Annotated in this window: 24 protein-coding genes (1 of these 24 cut by a window edge); 9 read left to right on the top strand and 15 right to left on the bottom strand. The window is 57.2% G+C overall.

The features are described from left to right. Nucleotides 1-49: 49 nt before the first annotated feature. The 5 genes from DY250_RS12200 to agaF all read right to left on the bottom strand — a co-directional run bounded on the left by DY250_RS12200 (nt 50) and on the right by agaF (nt 5,576). Nucleotides 50-1,420: an L-serine ammonia-lyase gene (locus DY250_RS12200; protein WP_115612515.1), complete on the bottom strand. Its 1,371-nt coding sequence runs from the start codon at nt 1,418-1,420 to the stop codon at nt 50-52. Between the two features lie 9 nt (nt 1,421-1,429). After that, nucleotides 1,430-2,656 carry a serine/threonine transporter gene (locus tag DY250_RS12195; RefSeq protein WP_006984426.1) on the bottom strand — a complete coding sequence of 409 codons (1,227 nt, stop codon included), beginning with the start codon at nt 2,654-2,656 and terminating at the stop codon, nt 1,430-1,432. 429 nt (nt 2,657-3,085) lie between these two features. Continuing rightward, the gene (gene ptsP, locus DY250_RS12190; protein WP_115612514.1) at nt 3,086-4,804 is read right to left on the bottom strand and encodes a phosphoenolpyruvate--protein phosphotransferase; all 1,719 of its coding nucleotides are present in this window, start codon (nt 4,802-4,804) and stop codon (nt 3,086-3,088) included. A 71-nt stretch (nt 4,805-4,875) separates the two neighbouring features. Beyond that, nucleotides 4,876-5,136, bottom strand: coding sequence for an HPr family phosphocarrier protein (locus DY250_RS12185; protein ID WP_006984423.1), 261 nt, complete (start codon nt 5,134-5,136; stop codon nt 4,876-4,878). Nucleotides 5,137-5,138: 2 nt separating this feature from the next. Next, on the bottom strand, nt 5,139-5,576 hold the full coding sequence (gene agaF, locus DY250_RS12180; RefSeq protein ID WP_115612513.1) for a PTS galactosamine/N-acetylgalactosamine transporter subunit IIA: 438 nt from the start codon (nt 5,574-5,576) through the stop codon (nt 5,139-5,141). 112 nt (nt 5,577-5,688) lie between these two features. Here agaF and DY250_RS12175 point away from each other — a divergent pair, with 112 nt between their 5' ends. Together DY250_RS12175 and DY250_RS12170 are read left to right on the top strand one after the other, a co-directional pair. Continuing rightward, entirely contained in the window at nt 5,689-5,979 is a 291-nt protein-coding gene (locus DY250_RS12175; RefSeq protein WP_115612512.1) for a type II toxin-antitoxin system RelB/DinJ family antitoxin, read from the top strand. Beyond that, nucleotides 5,976-6,245: a type II toxin-antitoxin system RelE/ParE family toxin gene (locus DY250_RS12170; protein WP_115612511.1), complete on the top strand. Its 270-nt coding sequence runs from the start codon at nt 5,976-5,978 to the stop codon at nt 6,243-6,245. The genes DY250_RS12175 and DY250_RS12170 overlap by 4 nt, the downstream gene beginning before the upstream one ends. A 98-nt stretch (nt 6,246-6,343) precedes the next feature. Here DY250_RS12170 and DY250_RS12165 read toward each other — a convergent pair whose 3' ends face one another. The 10 genes from DY250_RS12165 to DY250_RS12125 all read right to left on the bottom strand — a co-directional run bounded on the left by DY250_RS12165 (nt 6,344) and on the right by DY250_RS12125 (nt 14,095). Then, complete coding sequence (locus DY250_RS12165; RefSeq protein ID WP_006984419.1) at nt 6,344-7,288, bottom strand: PTS system mannose/fructose/sorbose family transporter subunit IID; 945 nt, start codon at nt 7,286-7,288, stop codon at nt 6,344-6,346. Nucleotides 7,289-7,290: 2 nt separating this feature from the next. Beyond that, nucleotides 7,291-8,079, bottom strand: a complete 789-nt coding sequence (gene agaW, locus DY250_RS12160; protein ID WP_115612510.1) for a PTS N-acetylgalactosamine transporter subunit IIC — start codon at nt 8,077-8,079, stop codon at nt 7,291-7,293. Between the two features lie 12 nt (nt 8,080-8,091). Then, nucleotides 8,092-8,574 (bottom strand): PTS N-acetylgalactosamine transporter subunit IIB, encoded by a 483-nt coding sequence (agaV, locus tag DY250_RS12155; protein ID WP_115612509.1) that lies wholly within the window; start codon nt 8,572-8,574, stop codon nt 8,092-8,094. Between the two features lie 42 nt (nt 8,575-8,616). Next, nucleotides 8,617-8,907, bottom strand: coding sequence for a type II toxin-antitoxin system RelE/ParE family toxin (locus tag DY250_RS12150; RefSeq protein ID WP_006984416.1), 291 nt, complete (start codon nt 8,905-8,907; stop codon nt 8,617-8,619). Next, the gene (locus DY250_RS14100; RefSeq protein ID WP_006984415.1) at nt 8,885-9,091 is read right to left on the bottom strand and encodes a hypothetical protein; all 207 of its coding nucleotides are present in this window, start codon (nt 9,089-9,091) and stop codon (nt 8,885-8,887) included. The genes DY250_RS12150 and DY250_RS14100 overlap by 23 nt, the downstream gene beginning before the upstream one ends. Before the next feature lie 141 nt (nt 9,092-9,232). Continuing rightward, nucleotides 9,233-10,408 carry an SIS domain-containing protein gene (locus DY250_RS12145; RefSeq protein WP_115612507.1) on the bottom strand — a complete coding sequence of 392 codons (1,176 nt, stop codon included), beginning with the start codon at nt 10,406-10,408 and terminating at the stop codon, nt 9,233-9,235. Between the two features lie 31 nt (nt 10,409-10,439). Further along, nucleotides 10,440-11,444, bottom strand: a complete 1,005-nt coding sequence (locus DY250_RS12140) for a tetratricopeptide repeat protein (RefSeq protein ID WP_115612506.1) — start codon at nt 11,442-11,444, stop codon at nt 10,440-10,442. Beyond that, on the bottom strand, nt 11,441-11,890 hold the full coding sequence (locus DY250_RS12135; protein ID WP_115612505.1) for a tetratricopeptide repeat protein: 450 nt from the start codon (nt 11,888-11,890) through the stop codon (nt 11,441-11,443). Before DY250_RS12135 ends, DY250_RS12140 begins: the two co-directional genes overlap by 4 nt. A 128-nt stretch (nt 11,891-12,018) precedes the next feature. Beyond that, on the bottom strand, nt 12,019-13,296 hold the full coding sequence (locus DY250_RS12130) for a class II D-tagatose-bisphosphate aldolase, non-catalytic subunit (protein WP_115612504.1): 1,278 nt from the start codon (nt 13,294-13,296) through the stop codon (nt 12,019-12,021). Further along, nucleotides 13,277-14,095: a DeoR/GlpR family DNA-binding transcription regulator gene (locus DY250_RS12125; RefSeq protein WP_115612503.1), complete on the bottom strand. Its 819-nt coding sequence runs from the start codon at nt 14,093-14,095 to the stop codon at nt 13,277-13,279. Before DY250_RS12125 ends, DY250_RS12130 begins: the two co-directional genes overlap by 20 nt. 373 nt (nt 14,096-14,468) lie before the next feature. On the opposite strand from DY250_RS12125, the gene DY250_RS12120 reads away from it, so the two are divergent. The 7 genes from DY250_RS12120 to pheT form a co-directional block, all read left to right on the top strand. Then, the gene (locus tag DY250_RS12120; protein ID WP_115612502.1) at nt 14,469-15,482 is read left to right on the top strand and encodes an SIS domain-containing protein; all 1,014 of its coding nucleotides are present in this window, start codon (nt 14,469-14,471) and stop codon (nt 15,480-15,482) included. Between the two features lie 84 nt (nt 15,483-15,566). Beyond that, on the top strand, nt 15,567-17,486 hold the full coding sequence (thrS, locus tag DY250_RS12115; protein WP_115612501.1) for a threonine--tRNA ligase: 1,920 nt from the start codon (nt 15,567-15,569) through the stop codon (nt 17,484-17,486). Nucleotide 17,487: 1 nt separating this feature from the next. Continuing rightward, the gene (gene infC / locus DY250_RS12110) at nt 17,488-18,003 is read left to right on the top strand and encodes a translation initiation factor IF-3 (RefSeq protein ID WP_115612500.1); all 516 of its coding nucleotides are present in this window, start codon (nt 17,488-17,490) and stop codon (nt 18,001-18,003) included. A 64-nt stretch (nt 18,004-18,067) separates the two neighbouring features. Continuing rightward, entirely contained in the window at nt 18,068-18,256 is a 189-nt protein-coding gene (rpmI, locus tag DY250_RS12105) for a 50S ribosomal protein L35 (protein WP_006984406.1), read from the top strand. Between the two features lie 10 nt (nt 18,257-18,266). Next, on the top strand, nt 18,267-18,620 hold the full coding sequence (rplT, locus tag DY250_RS12100; protein ID WP_006984405.1) for a 50S ribosomal protein L20: 354 nt from the start codon (nt 18,267-18,269) through the stop codon (nt 18,618-18,620). Nucleotides 18,621-18,720: 100 nt separating this feature from the next. Continuing rightward, nucleotides 18,721-19,755 (top strand): phenylalanine--tRNA ligase subunit alpha, encoded by a 1,035-nt coding sequence (gene pheS / locus DY250_RS12095; protein WP_147293521.1) that lies wholly within the window; start codon nt 18,721-18,723, stop codon nt 19,753-19,755. Nucleotides 19,756-19,764: 9 nt separating this feature from the next. Continuing rightward, nucleotides 19,765-21,548, top strand: the 5' portion of a protein-coding gene (pheT, locus tag DY250_RS12090; RefSeq protein WP_115612499.1) for a phenylalanine--tRNA ligase subunit beta. It continues 616 nt past the right edge of the window; only the first 1,784 of its 2,400 coding nucleotides appear in the window; its start codon is at nt 19,765-19,767; its stop codon lies off the right edge, out of view.

Genomic DNA, 21,548 nt, shown 5'->3' with positions numbered 1-21,548 from the left:
CCTCTATGCGAAGGTGGGCCAAGGCCCACCTTTCGTACTACCGAAGCACTCAGTCACACGGCACTTTCACCGCAAGGCCGCCGGTGGAGGTCTCGCGGTATTTCGCGTTCATGTCGCGACCGGTTTCGTACATGGTCTCGATGACTTTGTCGAGGGTGACGCGTGGTGCGCTGGTGCGGCGCAGTGCCATGCGGCTGGCGTTGATCGCTTTCACCGCGCCGATGGCGTTACGCTCAATGCACGGCACTTGTACTTGCCCGCCGACGGGGTCGCAGGTGAGGCCGAGGTTGTGTTCCATGCCGATTTCTGCCGCCATGCACACTTGTTCCGGTGTACCGCCCATGATTTCCGTCAGCCCCGCTGCCGCCATCGAGCAGGCGACGCCGACTTCGCCCTGGCAGCCGACTTCTGCGCCGCTTATGGAGGCGTTCATTTTGTAGAGTGTGCCGATGGCGCTGGTCGAGAGCAGGTAGCGTTCGATGGTTTCCTGGGTCAGTGGGTGGATGAATTTGTCGTAGTAGGCCAGTACCGCCGGAACGATACCGCAGGCGCCGTTGGTCGGTGCGGTTACGACCCGCCCGCCGGCAGCGTTTTCTTCGTTCACTGCCAGCGCGAACATGTTGACCCAGTCCATTACTTCCATCGGATCCTGCACGCTGCGCGATTCGAGGATGTGGCGCAGGCCGCAGGCGCGGCGCGGCACTCTCAGCGGCCCCGGCAGCAGTCCTTCGGCGTACTGACCGCGCTCGATGCAGGCGGCCATGGTCTGCCAGACGCGTTGCAAGTAGATGCGCAGTTCTTCGTCGCTGTGTAGCGCCAGTTCGTTTTTGCGGATGAGCGAGGAGATGGAGAGACCCTGCTCTGCGCAGTGGCGCAGGATGTCTGCCGCGTTGTGGTAGGGGAAGGGTTCTTGCACCGCACTTGCTGTGGTTTTGCCGAAGTTTTCTTCGTCAACGATGAAGCCGCCGCCGATGGAGTAGTAGGTCTTGGTGAGTAACACTTCTTCGCCCGCGTAAGCGGTGAGGGTCATGCCGTTTTCGTGCAGCGGCAGAAATTTGCGGTGGAAGGGCATATCGACCTTGAAGTCGAAGGTGATGGTTTGGCTATTGTCGGGATCGGCTTCGTTCAGGGTGAGGCGGCCGTTCGTTTTCACCGCGTCAACCGCCTGCGGGATGTATTCGATATCGACAGTGTCCGGGCGGTAACCCATCAGGCCGAGCAGGATGGCAAGGTCGGTATTGTGGCCGCGTCCGGTCAGCGACAGCGAGCCATAGACATCGGCACGGATGTGGTCGGTGCGCGCAAGTTGTCCGGTAGCGAGCAAGTCGTCAATGAACTGTCGTCCGGCCTTCATCGGGCCGACGGTATGCGAGCTCGAAGGGCCGATGCCGATTTTGTACATGTCAAAGACGCTGATCATGGTAATACCTCAGAACAGTTTGTAAACCACGGCAGAGATGGCAATGCTACCCATGACGACCACGAAGACGTTGCTCGGCGTGCCCCGGAACCGTTGCAGTGCGGGTACATGGCGGATAGCGTACATCGGCATGATAAAGAGGATCATGGCAATCACCGGTCCACTCAGGCTTTCGATGAAGCCGAGGATGCTGGGGTTGAGAATGGCGACGATCCACAGGGTGATCATGAAGAATGCGGCACTGATTTTCTGGAACTTTTTCGGCTCGATGGGTTTATCCAGCAGTTGATTGACTAGTCCTTCCAGTCCTTCGCGCGCACCGAAATAGTGGCCAAAAAACGAGCTGCTGATGGCGAGGAAGGCGACGAACGGGCCGAAGTAGGAAATGATGGGGTTGTCAAAATGGTTGGCGAGGTACGAGAGGATGGAAATATTCTGTGCTTTCGCTTGGGAGAGGTCGGCTGGGGTAAGGCTGAGGACGCAGCTGAACACAAAGAGCATGACAAAGGCGACCAGCATCACCGCCGCCTGCCGCAGTGTTTTGCTGATTTCGCGGTCAGTATCGCTGCCTTGCGGGAAATGGTGCGCGTGGGATACGGCACAGCTGGAAATCGCTGGTGAATGGTTAAAGGCGAAAACCAGTACCGGAATCGTCAGCCACAGTGTCGAGACAAAATCACGGGCGGACGGCACTTCGCGCAGAATCGCGCCATTCCAGTGCGGGATGAGGTACAGCGTGAGGCCGAACAGAATCGCAATTAGCGGATAGACCAGCCAGTTCGTCACCTTCAAAATGAAGTTTTCGTTGGTGAGCATGATGGCAATCATCACGCCGATAAGGACAAAGGACACGACCGCGCGTGACGGTGGCGCCATGTGCATCTGGTGTTCCATGAAAGAAATCACCGTGTTGGTGATGCCAACGCCATAAATCAGCAGAATCGGATAAATCGCGAGGAAATAGAGCAGGGTGATGAGGCGTCCGCCTGTCTTGCCGAAGTGTTCCTGTACCACATAAGTGATGTCCTGCCCCGGATTTTGGGACGAGAGGACAAAACGCGCGAGACCACGGTGCGCGAAATAGGTCATCGGCCCGACAAGGATGGTCATGATGATGAGCGGCCAAAACCCGCCCATGCCGGCATTAATCGGCAGGAACAGTACACCCGCGCCGACAGCGGTGCCAAACAGGCTGAGTGCCCAGGTGAAGTTAAAACTTTTGTAGAAAGTGTTCATGGAGAATTCCTTTGTGCTTCAGGATGATGTGAGTGGAGTAACCACTGCATTTTTCCGGGTATCTTGCGGTAAGCATTGGGCAAGCGGCATGCAGGGATTTCATGGGCAAGCGGCTACTGAATGCAGCCAGTTATGAAAAAGCCCCTCTGCCGTCATGTGACGATAAAGGGGCTTGCGAGTGATAGATGGCGCCTCGGGGCATGAGAATATCCTTCAGTGTGTATTTGAGCGAGATATTGTAGTTGTTTTTTTGTTTAGTTTGCTGAAATTTTGTGAAATTAACACGTTGTTTCGGGTAGATGAATGGAATGGCGTGTAATGATTGAAGGCGGTTGCTGCAAACAGGAACGCTCTTAAATTCACCGTCTTGCCGGAAGGCAGGTATAAAAAAGCGGGCTGAAGCCCGCTTTTTTGTCTGCGCCGGGTAAGTCAGTGTTTGACGCCAAGCAGCAGTTTGCGCACGGCTTCCGCATCTTCGGCGGCGATGGCGTTGTTGAGCAGGGTGCGGCATTCGTCGTATTGGAGTTTGCTGATGGCGTATTTGACCGCCGGCAGCATTTTGCCGCTGATGGAGATTTCGTTGAATCCCATGCCGACGAGGAGCGGGGTGGCTTCGAGCTGGCCGCCCATTTCGCCGCAGATGCCGACATCGATGCCGGCTTTGTGTGCGGCGTCGCAGGTCATTTTCATCAGGCGCAGCACGGCCGGATGCAGGCCGTCGTAGAGGTCGCTGATTTTGGTGTTGCCACGGTCCACCGCAAGGGTGTACTGGGTGAGGTCGTTGGTGCCGATGCTGAAGAACGCCGCTTCGGTAGCGAGTTGTTCGGCAATGAGCGCCGAGGCCGGCGTTTCAATCATGATGCCGACTTTGAGGTGCGGGTTGTGGTTGCGCCCTTCGGCTTCGAGTTTGACGGATTGTTCGGCGATTTGTTGTTTGACCCAGCGCAGTTCTTCCAGGCTGATGACCATCGGGATCATCACCCACAGGTCGCCGTAAGCGGCGGCGCGGATGGCAGCGCGGATTTGGCTCAGGAAGACTTCAGGGTTGTCTTTGTAGAGGCGGACGCCGCGCCAGCCGAGGAAGGGGTTTTCTTCTTTCGGGAAGTTGAGGTAGGACAGCGGTTTGTCGCCACCGATGTCCAATAGGCGCAGGATGACGGTCTTGCCTTTCATATGTTCGGCGACTTTGCGGTAGATGGCGTATTGCTGGTCTTCGCTCGGCGCCTGTTTGCTTTCCATGAAGAGGAATTCGCTGCGGAAGAGGCCGATGCCTTCGCTGCCGTTTTCGTCAATGAGGTGCAGGTCGTTCGGCGAGCCGATGTTGCTGTAGAGCGCAAAGGTTTTGTGATCCAGGGTGGTCGCCGGTTTGCCGTGCAGTTTGGCGTATTCGGCTTTTTGCGCGTCTTGCTGGGCTTTTTTGTTGGTATAGATGTTGCGCGTCTGTTCGTCCGGGTTGAGGACGAGGTGGCCGGTGTCGCCGTCGAGCAGGGCGGTGCTGCCGCTCGTAACTTCGTCCATGATGCTGCGCACGCCCATGACAGCCGGCATGCCGAGGTTGCGCGCGAGGATGGCAACGTGGCTGGTCAGTCCGCCATGTTCGAGGACGAAACCGCGCACTTTGTCGGGGTCAAGCTGCGCGGTTTCGGACGGGGTGAGGTCTTCGGCGAAGATGATGCTGTCCGGCGGGGCGCTTGCCAGCGAGGCAAAGGGCAGGCCGTTCAGGGCGAGGAGGAGGTTGTTTTGCAGGTCTTCGAATTCGGCGGCACGTTCGCGCAGGTATTCGTCTTCGAGGTTGCGCATGGTCTCGGCGACCTGGTCCAGGTATTCTTTAACGGCGGCGGTGGCGGTTTTGCGTTCGTCACGGATCAGCGCCTGGATGTCGTTATCGAGTTCTTCGTCAGCGAGCAGTTCGCGGTGGCTTTCGAAGATGGCGGCTTCGTGTTCGCCCTGTTTTTCGAGGACGCGGTTGTAGAGGCCTTCGAGGTGCGCATCCACTTTGGCCTGGGCATTGCGGAAGGCGCGGTATTCGTTTTTGACTTCGTCTTCGCTGATGGTGCGGGTGTCGATGTTCGGGGTCTGCGGGCGGAAGATCCAGGCTTGGCCGATGGCGATGCCGGGGGAAGCGGCGAGTCCTTCGTAGGCTTTCATGGGATGGCTCCTCTATGGTGGGCAAAATGGCAATACGCCGCAGTGGTGAGCTGCGGCGCATCAGGGGGTGTTTATTCGGCGAGGTTGGTGATGTAGTCGGCGAGTTTTTCGAGGGCGTCGGCTTCGTCGGCACCGTCGGTGCGCAGGGTGAGCTGATCGCCTTTGCTGAGGCCGGCTTGCAGCAGTTTCATCAGGGATTTGCCGTTGTATTCGTTGCCGTCTTTAATGATGGTGACGTTGGCTTCGAAGCCTTTGGCTTGCTGGACGAAGTCTTTGGCGGGACGGGCGTGCAGGCCTGAGGGGTTGTTGAGGGTCAGGGTTTTTTCTTGCATGGTTACAGTCCTTCTTCTGTCGGGTTGGGTGGCGGGGGGCGTCTGCTGTGGCTGCCGAAGCGGCCGATGCCTTCGCGTGCTGCGGGGAGCAGTTGTGCCACCAGTTGTTGTGCATCGTCGCTGTCGCCTCTTTCGAGGACGGCTTCGATGAGCATTTGCAGTGTGGTGCCGTAAACGACTTCGCTGTTGGCCCGGGTTTGGGTCAGCAAGACGGCTTGCCGGAAGGGCGCGCCACCTATGATGTCGCTGAAGATTACCACGCCGTTATTGTCATATAGTTTTACTATTTTTGCCAGTTTCTCACTGAGGGCTTCAGGGGTGTCGCCCTCGGCAAAATTCACGGCGTGCAGGTCTTTTTGCGGTCCGCTGATGAGTTCGAGCGCGCTTTTCATGCCGTCGGCGAAGTGACCGTGTCCTGTGATGATGATGGCGAGGGGCATGGGGTGTCCTTTTTTTGATGTGTGAAGGGGGGTTAAGCGGGAAACCGCGTGGTTGACTCGCTTGGCGGCAATTTTACAATACGCGTCATTGCAGTAGCAGGAGGGAGATGCCATGAGTACGGCGCATATCAGTATTCAGATAGATGACAATATTCACCATCAGGCAGCACAGGTGTTCGCCGGTTATGGTCTAACCTCGGCAGAGGCAATTGGCCTGTTTTTGCGGCAGGTGGCGGCGACCCGCAAGGTGCCGCTTGGTGCCGATTTTATGCCGGAGGCTATCGCCTATGAGCAAAACCCTGTGACGATGCAGGCAGTGGCCGATGTGCGGGCAGGCAGGGTCACGACGTATGAGAATTTTGCCGAGATGATGCGGGATTTGCATGAAGACCGGCATTCATGAAAAAGATCAGTGTTTCAAACCAGTGCAAGCGCGATATTAGAAGTCATTATTTGCAGTTGATTACGCCGGAATGGGCGGAGGTACTGCATACGTTGTGTCAAGGCCTGCCATTGCCGGAGCGGTATCGCGACTACGCGTTAAGCGGGGATTTGCAAGGCTTGCGGGATTGTCACGTCAAACCGGATTTAGTGTTGCTGTATCGCCGTGGTGAAAAGGCTATCGAACTGGTGCGTCTCGGTAGCCATAGTGAACTGGGCATCGGTTAAGTGGGTGCATAGCGGGAAGCCGCGTGGTTGTCCCGCTTGGCGGCTTTTGGCAAGCCCCATCCCATTTATGGGGTGGGGCTTTTTTTGCCGCCCGACCGCTATTGCACGGTCGCAGCCGCTTCCGTCGCTTCTTTTATGACGATTCCCATGCGTTCGGCAAGGACGTTCGCATCGATAATGTCCACGCCGAAGAGCTGTTTGACCAGCACCGGCAGGCCGACGCAGACGAGGCCGAAGACGATGGTCCAGAGGACGAGGCGCAGGGTCGAGGTGCCTTTTTTAATGCGCCACAGGATGAACATGGTCCACAAGAGCGGCAGCAGTTTCGGCATGATCGGGTCGATCAGGTCTTTTTGCAGGCTGTACACGAAGGGTTTTTCCACGCCTTCAACGTGGCGCACAAGTTGCAGGCCGGATTCGAGGCGGACGTAGCTTGCGGTCATCGCGCCGATGACGGTCAGGCCGACGATGGAGGCGGCGTGGCTGATTTTGCGCGTCTGTTCTTTGAGGTTGGCGATTGCCGAGACGCCCATTTTGTAGCCGTAGTTGGCCAGACCGAAGCGCAGCGCGAAGTGAACGATGTTGAAGAGGGCGAGGAAGAAGATCGGCCCCAGCCATGAGCCGCCGAGCGAGAAGGAAGCGCCGACGCCGCCGCAGATGGAGAGCAGGGTCAGCCAGAAGACGGCGTCACCGATGCCGCCGCCCGGCCCCATCGTCGAGACTTTGATGGCGCGGATGGTCGAGATGTTTTCTTTCGCTTCTTCCATCGAGACGACGAGGCCGGAGATGAAGGTCACGAGGAAGGGGTGGGTGTTGAAGAATTCGAGGTGCATCCGCATGGAGGCGCGCAGGTCGTCCGGGTTTTTGTGGATTTTGCGCAGCGCGGGCAGGATGGTGTAGAGCCAGCCGTTGGCCTGCATCCGTTCGTAGTTGAAGGAGGCTTGCAGGAAGAGCGAGCGCCACGCCATGATGCTGAGGTCGCGGCCAGTGATGACTTTATTGGCGTTTTGGTCCTGGTAGGTGTCGCGGGTTTCGGTAGTCATGGTTAGATTCCTTCTTCTTCTTGGGCTTGGGCGGGTTGTTGCTGCGCGATGTTGTCACGCAGGAAGTATTCGATGAGCGCGAAGACGACGCCGATGAGGGCGATGGCGAGCAGCGGCTGTTCGAGGTAGGCGGCGAGGATGAAGCCGAGGATGTAGTAGGCGACGTATTCTTTGCGCAGCATGATGTTCAGCAGGATGCCGAAGCCGATGGCGGGCATCAGGCCGCCGGCCATGCCGAGGCCTTCGGTGATCCATTTCGGCACGAATTGCACGTATTGCGCGGCTTTGGCGGCGCCGAGCCAGACAACGAGGAAGGTGACGATGGAGTAGAAGAGGAAGAGGATGGTCATGCCGAGGTAGTTCAGCCTGGCGATGCCGCCGTAGTTGAGGGTGTCGGCGTAGTGATCAGCCTTTTTCATCAGCGGCGAGAAGGCGGTGAAGAGGAAGGTGATGCAGACTTGCACGAAAAGGGCGAAGGGGATGGCGACCACAATCGCTTCTTGCGCGGTTTTTCCTGTCGCGATGACGAAGGCGGTACCGATGATGCCGCCCATGACGACGTTCGGCGGTTGGGCGCCGGCAAGCGGTACAAGGCCCATCCACATGAGTTCGAAGGAGGCGCCGGCGACGAGGCCAGCTTCGGGGTTGCCCATGAGGATGCCGACGATGGGGCCGGCGATGATCGGGCGGTGGATGTGGGTCAGGACGTTGAAGAGGTCGATCCCCGCGATGCCCGCGAAGATGGCAACCATGAGCGCCTGGATAAGGGTGATGTCGGTTAGGGTTTCCATGGTGTTTTCCTGTTAGTCAATGAGGCTGAGGATGGGTTTTTTCGCGTCTTCCGGTGTGCCTTGCGCAGTGCAGGGGATGCCGAGCGCTTCAAGTTCGCGGAAGGTTTGGATGTCGTCTTCGGTGACGCTGATGACTTTGGCGATTTGTTTTTTCCCTTCGGCATAGTGCAGGTTGCCGACGTTGATGGTTTTGATGGGCACACCGCCCTTGACGAGGGCAAGCGCGTTCTGCGGGGTGCGCACGACGAGGAAGATTTTCTGGTGCGATGCGGCTTTGTGGATGACGTCAATGGTTTTTTGCAGGGTGAAGAAACGGGCGCCGACGTTGCCGGCGATTGCCATTTCCATCAGGTTCTGCTGCACGGGATCGGCGGCGGTTTCGTCGTCGGCGACGAGGACGAGGTTGGCGCCGAGCCAGTTGGTCCAGGTCATGCCGACCTGGCCGTGGATGAGGCGGTTATCGATGCGGGTGAGGAGGATGTTGGGTTCTGCCATAGGTCTTTCCTTTATGTTTATGTTGGGGGGATGGGGGTGGGGTTAGCGTTTGCTGCCCCGTGCGGCATGGATGATGTCGATGATTTCGACGGTGTATTCGTCTTCCAGTATGCGGTAGTAAATGAGGTAAGGCCGCGCCAGTGTGCATATGCGCAGGTCAGGGCGGTTGTCGTCTGCGGGAAACATCCACGGCATAAAGGCAATCATGTTGTCTGTTGCCGAGCGGATTTTTCCCACCATCCGCATGGCGGCATAGTAATTGTCTTCGGCGATGTAGGCGGCAATGTCTTCCAACGCCGCTGTCGCCAGATTACGCCAGCGGATGCGGTACATCTTCTTTGACCTTTTCCGCGAGGCGGGCAAGCAGGTTGTCCAGTCGTGCCTTGCTTTCTGCTTCGCTGAGTAGCGGGCTTTGCAGGGCGGCATCAATCCGCGCCTGCACATAGGCGTCCCATGCTTGTTTTTCGGCTTCATTGGCAAAGGTCATACCGAGATGGTTGGTAACGGGAGTAGTCATGGCAATGTGTTCTCTTTCAAATGTGGCGGACTATGGTACCGCGGGGCTTGGGGCAAAAATTGCGTAATCATCCCGCTTGGCAGTTGTTTCGCCGCTGGTGTGGTGGGCTGAAGCCCACCCTGCGCTTTTTGCCGTGATGCGTCATGACGGATACGGGTAAAGCGTGACCCCGCGCACCACGCGGTTGACGCTGCCGTCCGGGCTGGGGTTGTCCGGGGCGACGCCCGTATCCAGGGCGCAGCGCAGGCCGGTGAGTTGGGCGTGCTGGACGTAGAGCGGGGCGAGGGCGGCATCGGGCTGGTTGTCCAGGGCAGCGTCGAAGGTAGTGATGTGCGCGCCGCTGGACACGAGTTCCGGGTAGCGCCGGAAATAGTTCGCCGGGCCGTAGAGGTGGATGCTCGCTGCGTGACCGTCGGCCAGCAGTTCCCAGGCGAGGTCGCGGTCGTATTGCTGGGTGTAGGGGTCGTTTGCGACGTAGAGGCAGACAGCGGTGCTGCCGTCTATCAGTGATTTGGGGCCGTGGCGGAAGCCAAGCGAGGTTTCGCTCATGGTCGGGATTTTGCCGCCGGTCATTTCAAGGATTTTCAGCGCGCTTTCGCGGGCGGCGCCGTAGAGGGGGCCGCTGCCGAGGTAGATGATGCGGTTTGCGGCGGCGAGGGTGTCGAGTGCGGGGGAGGTGTAGTAGGTGTCGCTGGTGTGCTGTTGTGCGGCGGCAAGCGCGGCGTAGTCGGGCAGCGGCAGGTTGAGCGCTTCGTAACAGAGGCCGAGGGTGTAGAGCGTCATGGTGCTGAAGCTTGATGTCATGACGAAGCTCTCGTCGTGTGTTTCCGGCGGCATCAGGCAAATGTGACCATGTTTGCCGCTGTAATCGGCGAGGCTGCTGTGTGCGTTGCAGACGACGGCAACGGGGGCGAGGCGTGGGGCGACAGTGGCAGCTTTTTCCAGCGAGGCGACGCTTTCCGGAGAGTTGCCGCTGCGCGCGAAGCTGAACAGGAAACCGTGCGCGTTGTGCGCGATTTTGTCCGCCGGCTGGGCGACGAGGTCGGTGCTGGCGGTGGCGATGTTGTGCGCGCGGCTGATCCGCTGGATAGCGGCGGCGAGGATGTCGCCGACGTAGGCGGAGGTACCAGCGCCGCTATAGGCAATGGTCGCCGTCGCGTCATGCAGGGCTTCGCGCAGTTTGGCCTTGAGCGCCGGGTCAGTAGCGGCGAGCAGGGCGGGGATTTGCCGCCAGCAGTCGCCCTGCTGGGCGATTTCACGGGCGGTGGCAGTGGCGCCGCGAGCGGCGAAGTAGCTGGGGTCTTGTCCGAAGATCATGGGGTTTCTTGGGTTGGTTGGGTTAGTGGGATTACTGGGTGTCGCGTTCCAGTGCGTACAGGATAAGTTTGGCCTGTTCCCGCGTACGCTTGCTGCCGTTGGTGATAGCCTGTTCAAGTAGGGTGCGGGCTTTGGTTTTGTCTGCCGCGAGGTTGCAAGCTGATTCACCATCTATGTAGTTGGCAGCAAGCGAGGTTTGTGCTTGGGGATGCCCTTGTGCGGCAGCCTGTTCGCGCAGGGCAATGGCGCGGCATGGGTCTTGTGGGTAGTAGTCGTCTATCAGGTAGCCTATGGCGTATTTCAGGGCGAGGGCGTTTTGCGCGTCGGCGTTGCCCAGGGCAGAGGCTTTTTCCCACCATTCATGCGCTTTGACCGGATTGCGGAAGCTGCTGTTGAGGCTGTCGTAAAGTCTGCCGAGCTGGTATTGGGCGGCGGCATGGTTTTGCGCAGCGGCTTTTTCTAACCAGTTCAGCGCCTCGTTCCTGTCGCGCGGGACGCCGACGCCAGCAAGGTAGAGGGCGGCGAGTTTGTATTGGGCATCGGCATCGCCTGCGGCGGCGGCAGGCTGCCATTTTTTGTGGAAGGTGGCGTAGGTGTATTGCGGGTCGGGGATGGTCGGCAGGGTGTCGAGTAGCAAGCGGGCTTCTTCGCTGTCTCCTGTGGTTTTTTGCCACCAGTCGCGGGCGGTACTGTCGCTTTGCGCCACGCCGTAACCGTTGGCGTAGAGCAGGCCGAGGCTGTATTGGGCGAAAGCCGCATCGTCATCGCTGCCCGCCAGGGTGAGCCACAGTTTGTGTGCGGTTTCGTAATCGCCTTTGGCATAGGCGGCTTTGGCATCGTAGTTGGCTGAGGCGTTGCTGAAGCTTTGGGTGAGGCTGGGGATTTTGGTGAGTTGTTCGATCTCTTCGTCTGACACGGTAAAGTTGCTGTTTGTGCCGCCGTTGCGCCCGCCGCTATCGTTTCCGCCGCCGAGGGTCAGAAAGGCGGCAGCAGCGGCGACGAGCAGCAGGGTGAGGACAAGCAGGGTCTTTTTCATGGTGTGCCTTCTTGTGCGGTGGTTCCGTGCGTTGGGAAGCCAGTGTTTACGCCGCTTGGCGGGGTTTGGGCGCTCTGTTCGTCAAGGATATGCAGGGCGATGGGGGCGGCTTCATGGCCTTGCGCGGCGGCTTTTTCTAGCCATTGTCGTGCCTTGGCGGTGTCTTTCGGCACGACGGTGCCGTCGCCGTAGAGGGCGCCGAGGTTGTACTCGGCATCGGGATAGTTTTGTGCCGCCGCTTTTTCCAGCCACGCAATCGCTTTGCCGTAGTCCTGCGTGACGCCGTCGCCTTTGCTGTAGCGGCAGGCGAGTCGGTATTGTGCCTCGGCATCGCCTGCTTCCGCTTGTGTGGTGAGTTGTGCGATGTTGTTCGCCACGCTTGGATCTTCAGCAATGGCCGCTGCGGTAAGGACGGCAAGGCTCAGGGCGAGGAGGTGCGGTTTCATCGGGTTTGCTTTTGTGTGGCGGGACAGGTCTTCTCTTTATTTGCCGGAATCCCAGGTTTTATCCCGCTTGGCGGGGTTCCCCCTTTCGGCCACCTTCCCCCGCAGGCGCGGAGGAAGGACTTTTTATGTCAGGCGCAAGCGGCGTAGTAGGGGGCGAGCGCCGCCTTGATGGTGTTGTTGATCAGGCTGTCGGCGGTGATTTTTTCGCCACGTGCGCGGCAGGCTTCCGCCCCCAGCGGCAGGTATTGGTGCGCAACGCCGAGCGGGATTTCCCGGCTGCCGAGGACGTCCAGCAGTTCTTGTACGGCTTTGGCAAGGCGCGGTTTGGTCCAGTAGTAGCGGATGCGGTCGGACAGGCTGTATGCCCGCAGCAGGCGCTGTTCGCGGCGGTCGCCGTGGTAATACTTCTGCCAGTCAACAGGGTCTTCGCGCATGACGGCATCGGCTTCGCCAATCAGGTCGGTGTCGGTTTCCAGGCCGAGTTCGATGGCAATCTGGCACAGGCCGAAGAGGGCCTCGCGGTAGGCAAAGGTCAGCGCCGGGCCGACTTTGAGGATGGCAAAGTGGTCGCGTACGAGGTTTTTGAAGGCTTCCGGGGTCTGGTAGTCGGTTGAGTGTGCTTCAAAGATGGCGTTCGGGAATTCGTCAGCGACGTCGGACAGCGCCTGTGCGCGTTCAGGACGGTAGTCTTCGACGCCGTGGTGGTCGAATTCGACGCCGGGCTGGACGACGAGGCCGACGACGCGCGCCCAGACGTCATCGCCCAAGCCGTGTGCGGCGAAGGTTTCGCGGTGGATGCGGTAGGTGGTGCGGGCGGCGTCCGGCGTGGTCGGGGTGACGCCATCAAGGGCTTCTTTCGCCCCGCCCGGTACGGGGACTTCGGTGCCGATGATGTACACGAGCGGTACGGCATCCGGCATGGCGGCGCGGGTGTCTTCGGCGATGCGGCAGAGGCGGGCGGCGCGTTCGGCGACGGTGGCGTCCGGTAGCGGCACGGGATCGCCGGCGCAGCTCATGCTGCAATCGAGGTGGATTTTTTCGTAGCCGGCAGCGACGTAGCTGCGGATGAGTTCTTCGCTGTTCGCCATGGCCTCGGCAGCGGGCAGATGTTGCCAGCGGTTCGGGCCGAGGTGGTCGCCACCGAAGGTGACGTCGCAGTCGGCAGGCAGCATGGCGCGGGTTTGCTCGATGTATTCGGCGGGGGTGAGACCGGTGTAGCCGCCGAACTGGTCCACCTGGTTGGAGGTGGATTCGAGCAGGAGCGGCGCGCCGTATTCGCGCGCGAGCTCGGCTGCGGCGCGGACAACAGCGGGGTGCGCGCTGCACACGGAGACGATACCGCCGTGGCCGCTGTGTTTGTGAGCGGCGACGATTTCGCCGGTTTTGTTATTTTTTGTCTGGGTCATTGTCGTTTACTTCGATGAGACGGATGTCGTGTTGACGGAAGTGTTGCTTGTAGAGCTCGGGCACGCCGCTTTCGGAGATGATGGCGGTGATGCGGTCAAAGTGGAAGAAGGTGCGGAAGGAGCGCTTGCCGTATTTGCTGCAATCGGCGAGCAGATACACTTCCTGCGCGTGTTCGGCCATGAGGCGGGTCAGGCGCGCGCGCTGCTCATTGGTGGTGGTCAGCCCCGCTTCGATGTCAATACCGTCGGCACTGATGAAGGCTTTGGAGAAATGACACTGGCGCAGGTTGTCAGTGGTAATCGCCCCTTCAAAGGCCATGACGTCTTTGCGCAGTTCGCCGCCGAGAGCGTACACGTTGGTGTTTTTGTGCGCGGCGAGGACGGACAGGGCATCGAGGCTGTTGACCATGACGTTGATGGCGGCATCGGGCAGGGCACGCACGAATTCGAGGGTGGTGGTGCCGGAGTCGATGACGAGGGAGTCGTCGATGGTGTTGATGAGGTTCGCCGCCGCCCAGCGGCCGATGATGCGTTTGGCGTTGACGTTCTGCGATTCACGCATGCTGCGCTTGAGCGGCGAGATGAAGCGGTCGGCAGAAACGGCGCCGCCGTGCTGCCGCTTGGCGACGCCCTGTTCTTGCAGGTAGTCAAGGTCGCGGTAGATGGTCATCAGTGAGACTTCGAAGCGCTCGGCGAGTTCTTGTGAATTGACGACACCCTGTTCGTTGAGCAGAGTTTGTATTTGTGCACGGCGGTCAACGGTGGTGTCGGATTTCATTGAGGAAGAAGATGAGGACATGGGACGTCTCCTTGCAATAAGGGATGAAGTTCGATGTTATGACTGAGTGTTTATGGTGTCAATATTTTTGTGGAAATTTGTGAGTTACGTGGAATTTTTCTGTGGTTGGCATTGGGGTGCGGTAGCGGTTTTTCCCTCATTTGTTTTTGTTTTGTCTCTGTATTTCTTGGTTTTACCGGGATGTTGAACGGCAGCGGCGCGGTTAGTCTCTGCGGCGGGGGTTGCGTTATGATGCACAGTGGTGCGGGCATTTGAACGTGTCCCGCGTGTTTTGTTGTGGTACGCGACGGGGCGGGTTTTTCTGCTTGGCGAGAATCCGGTGTTTACGCCGCTTGGCGGTGTGCGTGTACTTGTTTTTTTGTGAGGTGTTTTTATGTCTTTTATGTTGCAGGAAGCGCGTGAATCCGCTGAACGGGTTGCCGCACAGGATTTTTCGTCCGCGCTGGCGCTTGCTGAAGCGCTGAAAGCCCGCCCGCCGCGCGGGGTGGTCACGGTCGGACGTGGTACGTCCGATCATGCCCTGGGTTATTGGGCGTATGTATTGATGCATTCGCGCGGGATGCCGGTGGCGTCACTGCCGCCGTCGCTTAGCAGTGTGCTGGCCACGCCGTGGCAGGTGGAGGGCTATTTGGTGCTCGCCGCGTCGCAGTCGGGCAGTCCGCCGGATGTGATTGCGATGTTGCAGGCGCTGATGGCAGGTGGTGCGCAATCGGCGGCGCTGGTGAATGTGGTGCCGTCGCCGCTGGCGGAGGCCAGTCAGCATGTGCTGCCGGTACAGGCGGGCGAGGAAAAGAGTGTCGCTGCGACAAAGAGTTTTATCGCAACGGTCACGCTGGCGCTGCACTTGCTGGCGCATTGGCATGGCGATGCGGCGTTGTCGCAGGCGCTGGATGCGTTACCGGAACGGTTGCATCAGGCGGCGCAGGCGGATTGGGCAGCGGCGATTGAAGTGCTGCGGTCGCAGGAGCGGCTGTTTGTGGTCGGGCGCGGCACAGGGCTGCCGGTGGCGCAGGAGGCGGCGTTGAAGTGCAAGGAAACGTGTCAGTTGCAGGGCGAGGCGTTTTCCGCCGCTGAGGTGCGGCACGGGCCGATGGCGATTGTGCATGACGGTTTTCCGGTGCTGCTCTTCGCCCCGCCCGACCGTTATCAGGAGGATGCGTTGCAACTCGCCGCCCGCTTCGCCGAACGTGGCGCGCGCGTGCTGCTGGTGAGTGACAAGCGGGTGCCGGATACGCTGCATTTGTCGCTGGTGGATGCCGGGCACGAGGCGTTGCACGGGTTGACCGGGATTTTGTCGTGGTATGTCACTGCCGCCCATCTCGCCGAGGCGCGCGGCCTGAATCCGGATGAACCGCCGTTTTTGCAGAAGGTGACGCAGACGGTGTGACCGCTGGCGGGCGTTGGCGTACAATGCCCGCCTTCTTTTTTCCGGCGGCGTGTGGTAGTCGCCGCTTTTTTGTCAGGAATGTTTATGTTGAATATTACGTTGCCCGACGGCAGAGTCCGTCAGTTTGAGAATCCGGCCAACGGCGCGCAGATTGCCGCTGCTATCGGCAGTGGTCTTGCCAAAGCCGCTATCGCCGTAGTGGTAAATGGCGAGGAACGCGATTTGAGCGATGCGATTACCGCTGATGCGCATGTCGCCATCATCACCAGCAAGGACGAAGCCGGTGTGCACATCATCCGCCACTCAACCGCACACTTGCTTGGGCACGCATTGAAGCAACTGTGGCCGGAAGCGAAGATGGTCATCGGGCCGGTGATTGAAAACGGCTTCTACTACGACATTGACAGCAGCCACCGCTTCACCCCGGAAGATTTGGAAATGCTGGAAAAGCGGATGAAGGAGCTGGCCGCAACGGGTTATACGGTCGAGAAAGTGTGGACGCCGGTCGCCGAGGCGCGTCAGGCATTCTCCGACCGCCACGAGGATTTCAAGGTACGCCTGATTGATGATTTCGACGACAGCGTCAAGCAGGTCGGCCTGTATCACCATCAGGAATACCTGGATATGTGTCGCGGCCCGCATGTGCCGCATATGGGGCATGTCAAGGCGTTTAAATTGACGAAGTTGTCCGGCTCATACTGGCGTGGCGATGCCAGCGGCGAACCGCTGCAACGCATTTACGGTGTCGCCTTCGCTGATCAGAAAACACTGGATGCCTATCTGCAACAGCAGGAAGAAGCGGAAAAACGCGATCACCGCAAAATTGGCAAGCAGCTGGATTTCTTCCACTTGCAGGAAGAAGCACCGGGGATGGTGTTCTGGCACGCCAAGGGCTGGGTTATCTACCGCGAAATCGAGAACTATATGCGCGGAAAACTGCGCAAATACGGCTACGAAGAGGTGCAGGGGCCGCAAATCCTTGATCGCTCGCTGTGGGAAAAATCCGGCCACTGGGACAAGTTCGGCGGCAATATGTTCACCTGCTGCATTGACGAGCACGATTACGCCGTCAAGCCGATGAACTGCCCAGGCCACATCCAGATTTTTAACCAGGGCCTGCGCAGCTACCGCGAACTACCGGTGCGCTACGCCGAATTTGGTATCTGCCACCGTAACGAACCGTCTGGCACGCTGCACGGTCTGATGCGGGTGCGCCGTTTTGTGCAGGACGATGGTCATATCTTCTGTACGCGAGGACAAATCCGTGAAGAAATAGAGCGTTGCTGCCAGATGGTGTACGAAGTGTACAAAGACTTCGGTTTCCACGAAGTTGAACTCGCACTGTCCACCCGTCCGGAAAAACGGGTGGGATCCGATGAAATCTGGGATGAAGCCGAAGCCGATCTGCAAGCGGCGCTGGAAGCACAGGAAAGACCGTTCCGCCTGCAACCCGGAGAAGGCGCGTTCTACGGTCCGAAAATCGAATTTACCCTGAAAGACAGCCTCGGTCGCCGTTGGCAGTGCGGCACCGTCCAGCTTGACTTCTCCATGCCGGAACGCCTCGGCGCGCACTACATTGATGAAAACGACGAACGGCAGACGCCGGTGATGATCCACCGCGCCATCCTTGGCTCGTTGGAGCGCTTCATCGGTATCCTGATTGAACAATATGCAGGGCAAATGCCGCTGTGGCTGTCGCCGGTACAGGCGGTCATCATGCCGATTACCGATGCCCAGGCGGGCTACGCGAATGAAGTCGCCGAACAACTTGTCGCAGCAGGCCTGCGTGCGGAAAAAGATTTGCGAAATGAAAAAATTAGCTATAAAATCCGCGAGCATACCCTGCAACGCGTCCCCTATTTATTGGTCACGGGTGAGCGGGAAAAATCATCGGCAACGGTGGCAGTGCGCAAGCGCGACGGTAAAGACCTAGGCGCGATGCCTGTCACCGATTTAATTGCCCTGATGCAAGAACAAAGCAGCACAAAAGCACAGGAGATTTAGCATAGCCAAGCAACCGGAAACCCGCGTCAACGAAAAAATCACGGACGCACAAATTCGTCTGATTGGTGCCGATGGCGAACAGCTCGGCATCGTATCTGTCGAAGACGCTTTGAATGCTGCATACGAACAAGATCTGGATTTGGTAGAAGTGGCGGCAAATGCCGAACCACCAGTATGCCGAATCATGGATTACGGTAAATTCCGATTCGAGCAACAGAAAAAGCAACAGGAAGCGCGGAAAAACCAGAAGCGCATCCAGGTCAAAGAGATCAAATTTCGTCCGGGGACGGACGAGGGAGACTACCAGGTCAAACTGCGCAACCTGAATCGTTTCCTTACAGATGGTGACAAAGCCAAAGTGACCGTTCGCTTTCGTGGACGCGAAATGGCACACCAGGGTCTCGGGCAGGAACTGCTTACCCGTATCGAAGCCGATTTGGCCGAAGTCGGGATTGTTGAGCAAAAGGCGGGGATGGAAGGTCGCCAGATGGTGATGGTCTTCGCCCCGAAGAAATAACCTGTCAGCCGTATCGCAGTGCAAAAGTGCTGCGGAAACCAAAATAAACAATGCGAGTTTTAAAATGCCTAAATTAAAAACCCACCGAGGCGCAGCCAAGCGCTTCAAAAAAACGGCGAACGGCTACAAACGTTCCCACTCCCATGCGCGTCACATCCTGACCAAAAAATCCACCAAACGTAAACGCGGTCTGCGCGGCACAACGATGGTGCATGACAGTGATGTAAAAGCCATAAAGCAAATGATTGGTTAAGGAGTAGCACATGGCACGAGTAAAAAGAGGCGTTACCGCACGCGCCCGTCATAAAAAAGTACTGGCAGCAGCCAAAGGTTATTACAACGCCCGCCGCAAAGTCTTTCGTGTGGCCAAGCAAGCGGTCATCAAAGCAGGGCAGTATGCCTATCGTGACCGTAAGGCAAGAAAACGTCAATTCCGTCAACTGTGGATTATCCGTATCAATGCGGCTGCGCGTTTACACGAACTGTCTTATAGCCGATTTATCAATGGTCTGAAAAAAGCCGGAATTGGCATTGACCGCAAGATACTGGCTGAACTGGCGGTATATAACAAACAGGTCTTTGCTGTTTTGGCAGAAAAAGCGAAAGCGGCCTTATAAAACTTTATGTCCTGTTAAAAAACGGCTGCGTCAGGCAGCCGTTTTTTATCCGCCATTACTACTATCAGGCAGTAGCAACTAAATACACGGGGAACATCACGTGAGCGAACAATCGTCTGTCAAAGAAGCGTTGGAAAAAGCCTTACAGGATGGGCTTAAATCACTGAAAGAAGCACTAGATTTACCTGCGCTGGAAGCCTTGCGCAATACCTATCTCTCAAAGAAAGGTATCTTTACTGCGCATATGCAAGCACTGGCCAAGGCGAGTGCAGAAGAACGCCCTCAGCTGGGGAAAATCATCAATGATGCCAAAACACGCTTTCAGCAAGCCTTGCAAGAAAAAATGGATGCTTTCAAAGAGCGAGAAATGGCGGGAAAACTGACATCTGAGCGGGTTGATGTTACCCTCGCCGGACGGCAGAATTTTAAAGGAGGCTTGCATCCTGTCACGCTGACGCGTCGCTGTATTGAAGACTGGTTTGTCCGCTTGGGCTTTGTTGTCAAAGATGGTCCTGAAATCGAAGACGATTTTCATAATTTCACCGCACTCAATATCCCTGAACATCATCCGGCACGGGCAATGCAGGATACCTTCTATTTTGATCCGCAAACCGTGCTGCGCACCCATACGTCTGGTGTACAAATTCGCACTATGGAGCAGGAAGGAGCACCACTGCGCATCATTGCACCGGGGCGGGTATATCGCAGCGACTCGGATGTAACGCATACTCCCATGTTTCATCAGGTAGAAGGGTTGGTCGTGGACACATCCAGCACCTTTGCTGATTTGAAAGGCATCATCATCCATTTTTTGCGCGATTTCTTTGCACGCGAGGATTTGCAAGTGCGTTTCCGTCCGTCGTTTTTCCCGTTTACCGAGCCATCAGCGGAAGTTGATATTGCGTTCTTTACTGCAGGCGACGGAGCCAATGTGAAATGGCTGGAAGTCTTGGGTTGCGGCATGGTGCATCCGCAAGTGCTGCATAATTCGGGCGTTGATCCCGACATCTACCAAGGTTATGCCTTTGGTATGGGCATTGAACGCTTAGCGATGCTGCGTTATGGCGTACAGGACTTACGTCAGTTTTTCGAGAACGATGTACGTTTCCTGCGTCAGTTCCGTCATGAATTTTGAGGATAAACCATGCTGTTAAGTACACAATGGCTGAAAGAAGACTACGGCATTGACTTGCCGCCCGAACTGCTTGTCGAGCGCCTGACTATGGCTGGCTTGGAAGTGGATGATGTTACTCTCGCAGCGCCATCATTTTCCGGTGTGATTGTCTCGCAAGTTCTGACAGTGAATGCACATCCCGATGCGGACAAATTACGGGTGGCTACCGTGAATACGGGTAATAGTGAGGTGCTGCAAATTGTTTGTGGTGCGCCCAATATAGCTGCTGGTATCAGAGTTCCCTTGGCAACGATTGGCGCAGTGTTGCCTGGTGACGTACGCATCAAAAAATCAAAATTGCGCGGAATAGAGTCATTCGGCATGCTTTGTTCTGCGCGCGAACTGGGATTAAGTGACGAGCATGCTGGCTTGCTGATCCTGCCAGAAGATGCGCCGATTGGTGCAGATATTCGTGACTATTTGCATTTGAATGACAGCATCATAGATATTGACTTGACGCCGAATCGCGCTGACTGCTTTTCCATGCTGGGCTTGGCACGGGAAATAGTCCAGCTCTGTCGTGCAGAATTGGGTGGAGATTTCAGTCTGCCACCCCTGTCAGCGACTGAAGTCGCAACTAGTGGCAAGTGTTCATTGGTAATTGAGAACCGCACACCACAAGATTGCCCGCGTTATTTGGGCAGAATTATTCGAGGCATTGATGTCAGTCGCTCAACGCCACCACAAATAGCTGAACGACTGCGCCGTGTAGGTATTCGTCCCCATGACCCGGTAGTTGATGTTACCAACTACGTCATGTTGATGCTGGGAACACCGCTGCACGCTTTTGATGCCGACAAAATCAGCGGTGGTATCGTCGTGCGGTACGCACAAGCGGGAGAGAAACTGCGCTTGCTTAACGATAGCGAAGCGGTTTTGGATAAAGACGTATTGGTTATCGCTGATAAAGAAAAAGCCCTAGCTATTGCAGGGGTGATGGGTGGTGCAGAAAGCGCTTGCTCAGCATCAACACAAGACATCATTTTGGAAGCGGCGTGGTTTAATCCAACGCGCATTGCTGGTAAGGCTCGTCGCTTTGGTGTGGCGAGTGATAGTGCCCAACGTTTCGAGCGTGGCGTGGACTACACGTTGCAAGAGACGGCTTTAAATTTCGCAACTCAATTGATTTTAGATATCTGTGGTGGCGAAGCGGAAGATTTTAGTAGCGCTGTTAGTGAAGAAAATCTACCGCAACGTCTGCCGGTAGCGGTATCACGAGAGGCTATCGCCCAGCGTGTTGGTCATAGTTACGACGATATCACCATCAACTCTATCTTGATGGGGCTTGGTGGTGAAGTGCAACGTACTGAAAACGCATGGCAGGTAACGCCCCCAACTTGGCGCTTTGACTTGGCAATAGGTGAAGACCTGATCGAAGAAATCGCGCGTATTGATGGTTATGCGAATGTTCCGGATCGTTTGCCAGTCGTACAGTATCAACAAGACGCTGGTGGAAGTCGCAGTTTGCGTTATTACAGTGACCTGCTGGTGGCACAAGGTTTCCAAGAGGCGGTTACATATAGCTTTATTGATAACGCCAGTCATCAGGCGTTTTTCCCAGAATGCCCTGCTATTACCTTGCAAAATCCCATTAGTGCAAATCTAGCAGAAATGCGGCTCAGCTTGCTGCCGGGGTTAGTTGGCGCAGTGATTTACAACCGGAACCGTCAGCAGCAGGATTTACGGTTGTTTGAATGTGGTCGTGTGTTTTTGCCGCAATTAGAGAAAAAAATTGCAGATTGCTCCCAGCCTGT

The organism is Cardiobacterium valvarum, from assembly GCF_900460955.1.
Classification (GTDB): Bacteria; Pseudomonadota; Gammaproteobacteria; order Cardiobacteriales; family Cardiobacteriaceae; genus Cardiobacterium; species Cardiobacterium valvarum.
The sequence above is the reverse complement of the archived record's forward strand: the minus strand, read 5'-3'. Positions and strand labels throughout refer to the sequence as shown.

Bases quoted from the DNA above. Each gene is read 5' to 3' on its own strand.
- DY250_RS12200 (WP_115612515.1), bottom strand. From the start codon at position 1,420: ATGATCAGCGTCTTTGACATGTACAAAATCGGCATCGGCCCTTCGAGC.
- DY250_RS12195 (WP_006984426.1), bottom strand. From the start codon at position 2,656: ATGAACACTTTCTACAAAAGTTTTAACTTCACCTGGGCACTCAGCCTG.
- ptsP (WP_115612514.1), bottom strand. From the start codon at position 4,804: ATGAAAGCCTACGAAGGACTCGCCGCTTCCCCCGGCATCGCCATCGGC.
- DY250_RS12185 (WP_006984423.1), bottom strand. From the start codon at position 5,136: ATGCAAGAAAAAACCCTGACCCTCAACAACCCCTCAGGCCTGCACGCC.
- agaF (WP_115612513.1), bottom strand. From the start codon at position 5,576: ATGCCCCTCGCCATCATCATCACAGGACACGGTCACTTCGCCGACGGC.
- DY250_RS12175 (WP_115612512.1), top strand. From the start codon at position 5,689: ATGAGTACGGCGCATATCAGTATTCAGATAGATGACAATATTCACCAT.
- DY250_RS12170 (WP_115612511.1), top strand. From the start codon at position 5,976: ATGAAAAAGATCAGTGTTTCAAACCAGTGCAAGCGCGATATTAGAAGT.
- DY250_RS12165 (WP_006984419.1), bottom strand. From the start codon at position 7,288: ATGACTACCGAAACCCGCGACACCTACCAGGACCAAAACGCCAATAAA.
- agaW (WP_115612510.1), bottom strand. From the start codon at position 8,079: ATGGAAACCCTAACCGACATCACCCTTATCCAGGCGCTCATGGTTGCC.
- agaV (WP_115612509.1), bottom strand. From the start codon at position 8,574: ATGGCAGAACCCAACATCCTCCTCACCCGCATCGATAACCGCCTCATC.
- DY250_RS12150 (WP_006984416.1), bottom strand. From the start codon at position 8,907: ATGTACCGCATCCGCTGGCGTAATCTGGCGACAGCGGCGTTGGAAGAC.
- DY250_RS14100 (WP_006984415.1), bottom strand. From the start codon at position 9,091: ATGACTACTCCCGTTACCAACCATCTCGGTATGACCTTTGCCAATGAA.
- DY250_RS12145 (WP_115612507.1), bottom strand. From the start codon at position 10,408: ATGATCTTCGGACAAGACCCCAGCTACTTCGCCGCTCGCGGCGCCACT.
- DY250_RS12140 (WP_115612506.1), bottom strand. From the start codon at position 11,444: ATGAAAAAGACCCTGCTTGTCCTCACCCTGCTGCTCGTCGCCGCTGCT.
- DY250_RS12135 (WP_115612505.1), bottom strand. From the start codon at position 11,890: ATGAAACCGCACCTCCTCGCCCTGAGCCTTGCCGTCCTTACCGCAGCG.
- DY250_RS12130 (WP_115612504.1), bottom strand. From the start codon at position 13,296: ATGACCCAGACAAAAAATAACAAAACCGGCGAAATCGTCGCCGCTCAC.
- DY250_RS12125 (WP_115612503.1), bottom strand. From the start codon at position 14,095: ATGTCCTCATCTTCTTCCTCAATGAAATCCGACACCACCGTTGACCGC.
- DY250_RS12120 (WP_115612502.1), top strand. From the start codon at position 14,469: ATGTCTTTTATGTTGCAGGAAGCGCGTGAATCCGCTGAACGGGTTGCC.
- thrS (WP_115612501.1), top strand. From the start codon at position 15,567: ATGTTGAATATTACGTTGCCCGACGGCAGAGTCCGTCAGTTTGAGAAT.
- rpmI (WP_006984406.1), top strand. From the start codon at position 18,068: ATGCCTAAATTAAAAACCCACCGAGGCGCAGCCAAGCGCTTCAAAAAA.
- rplT (WP_006984405.1), top strand. From the start codon at position 18,267: ATGGCACGAGTAAAAAGAGGCGTTACCGCACGCGCCCGTCATAAAAAA.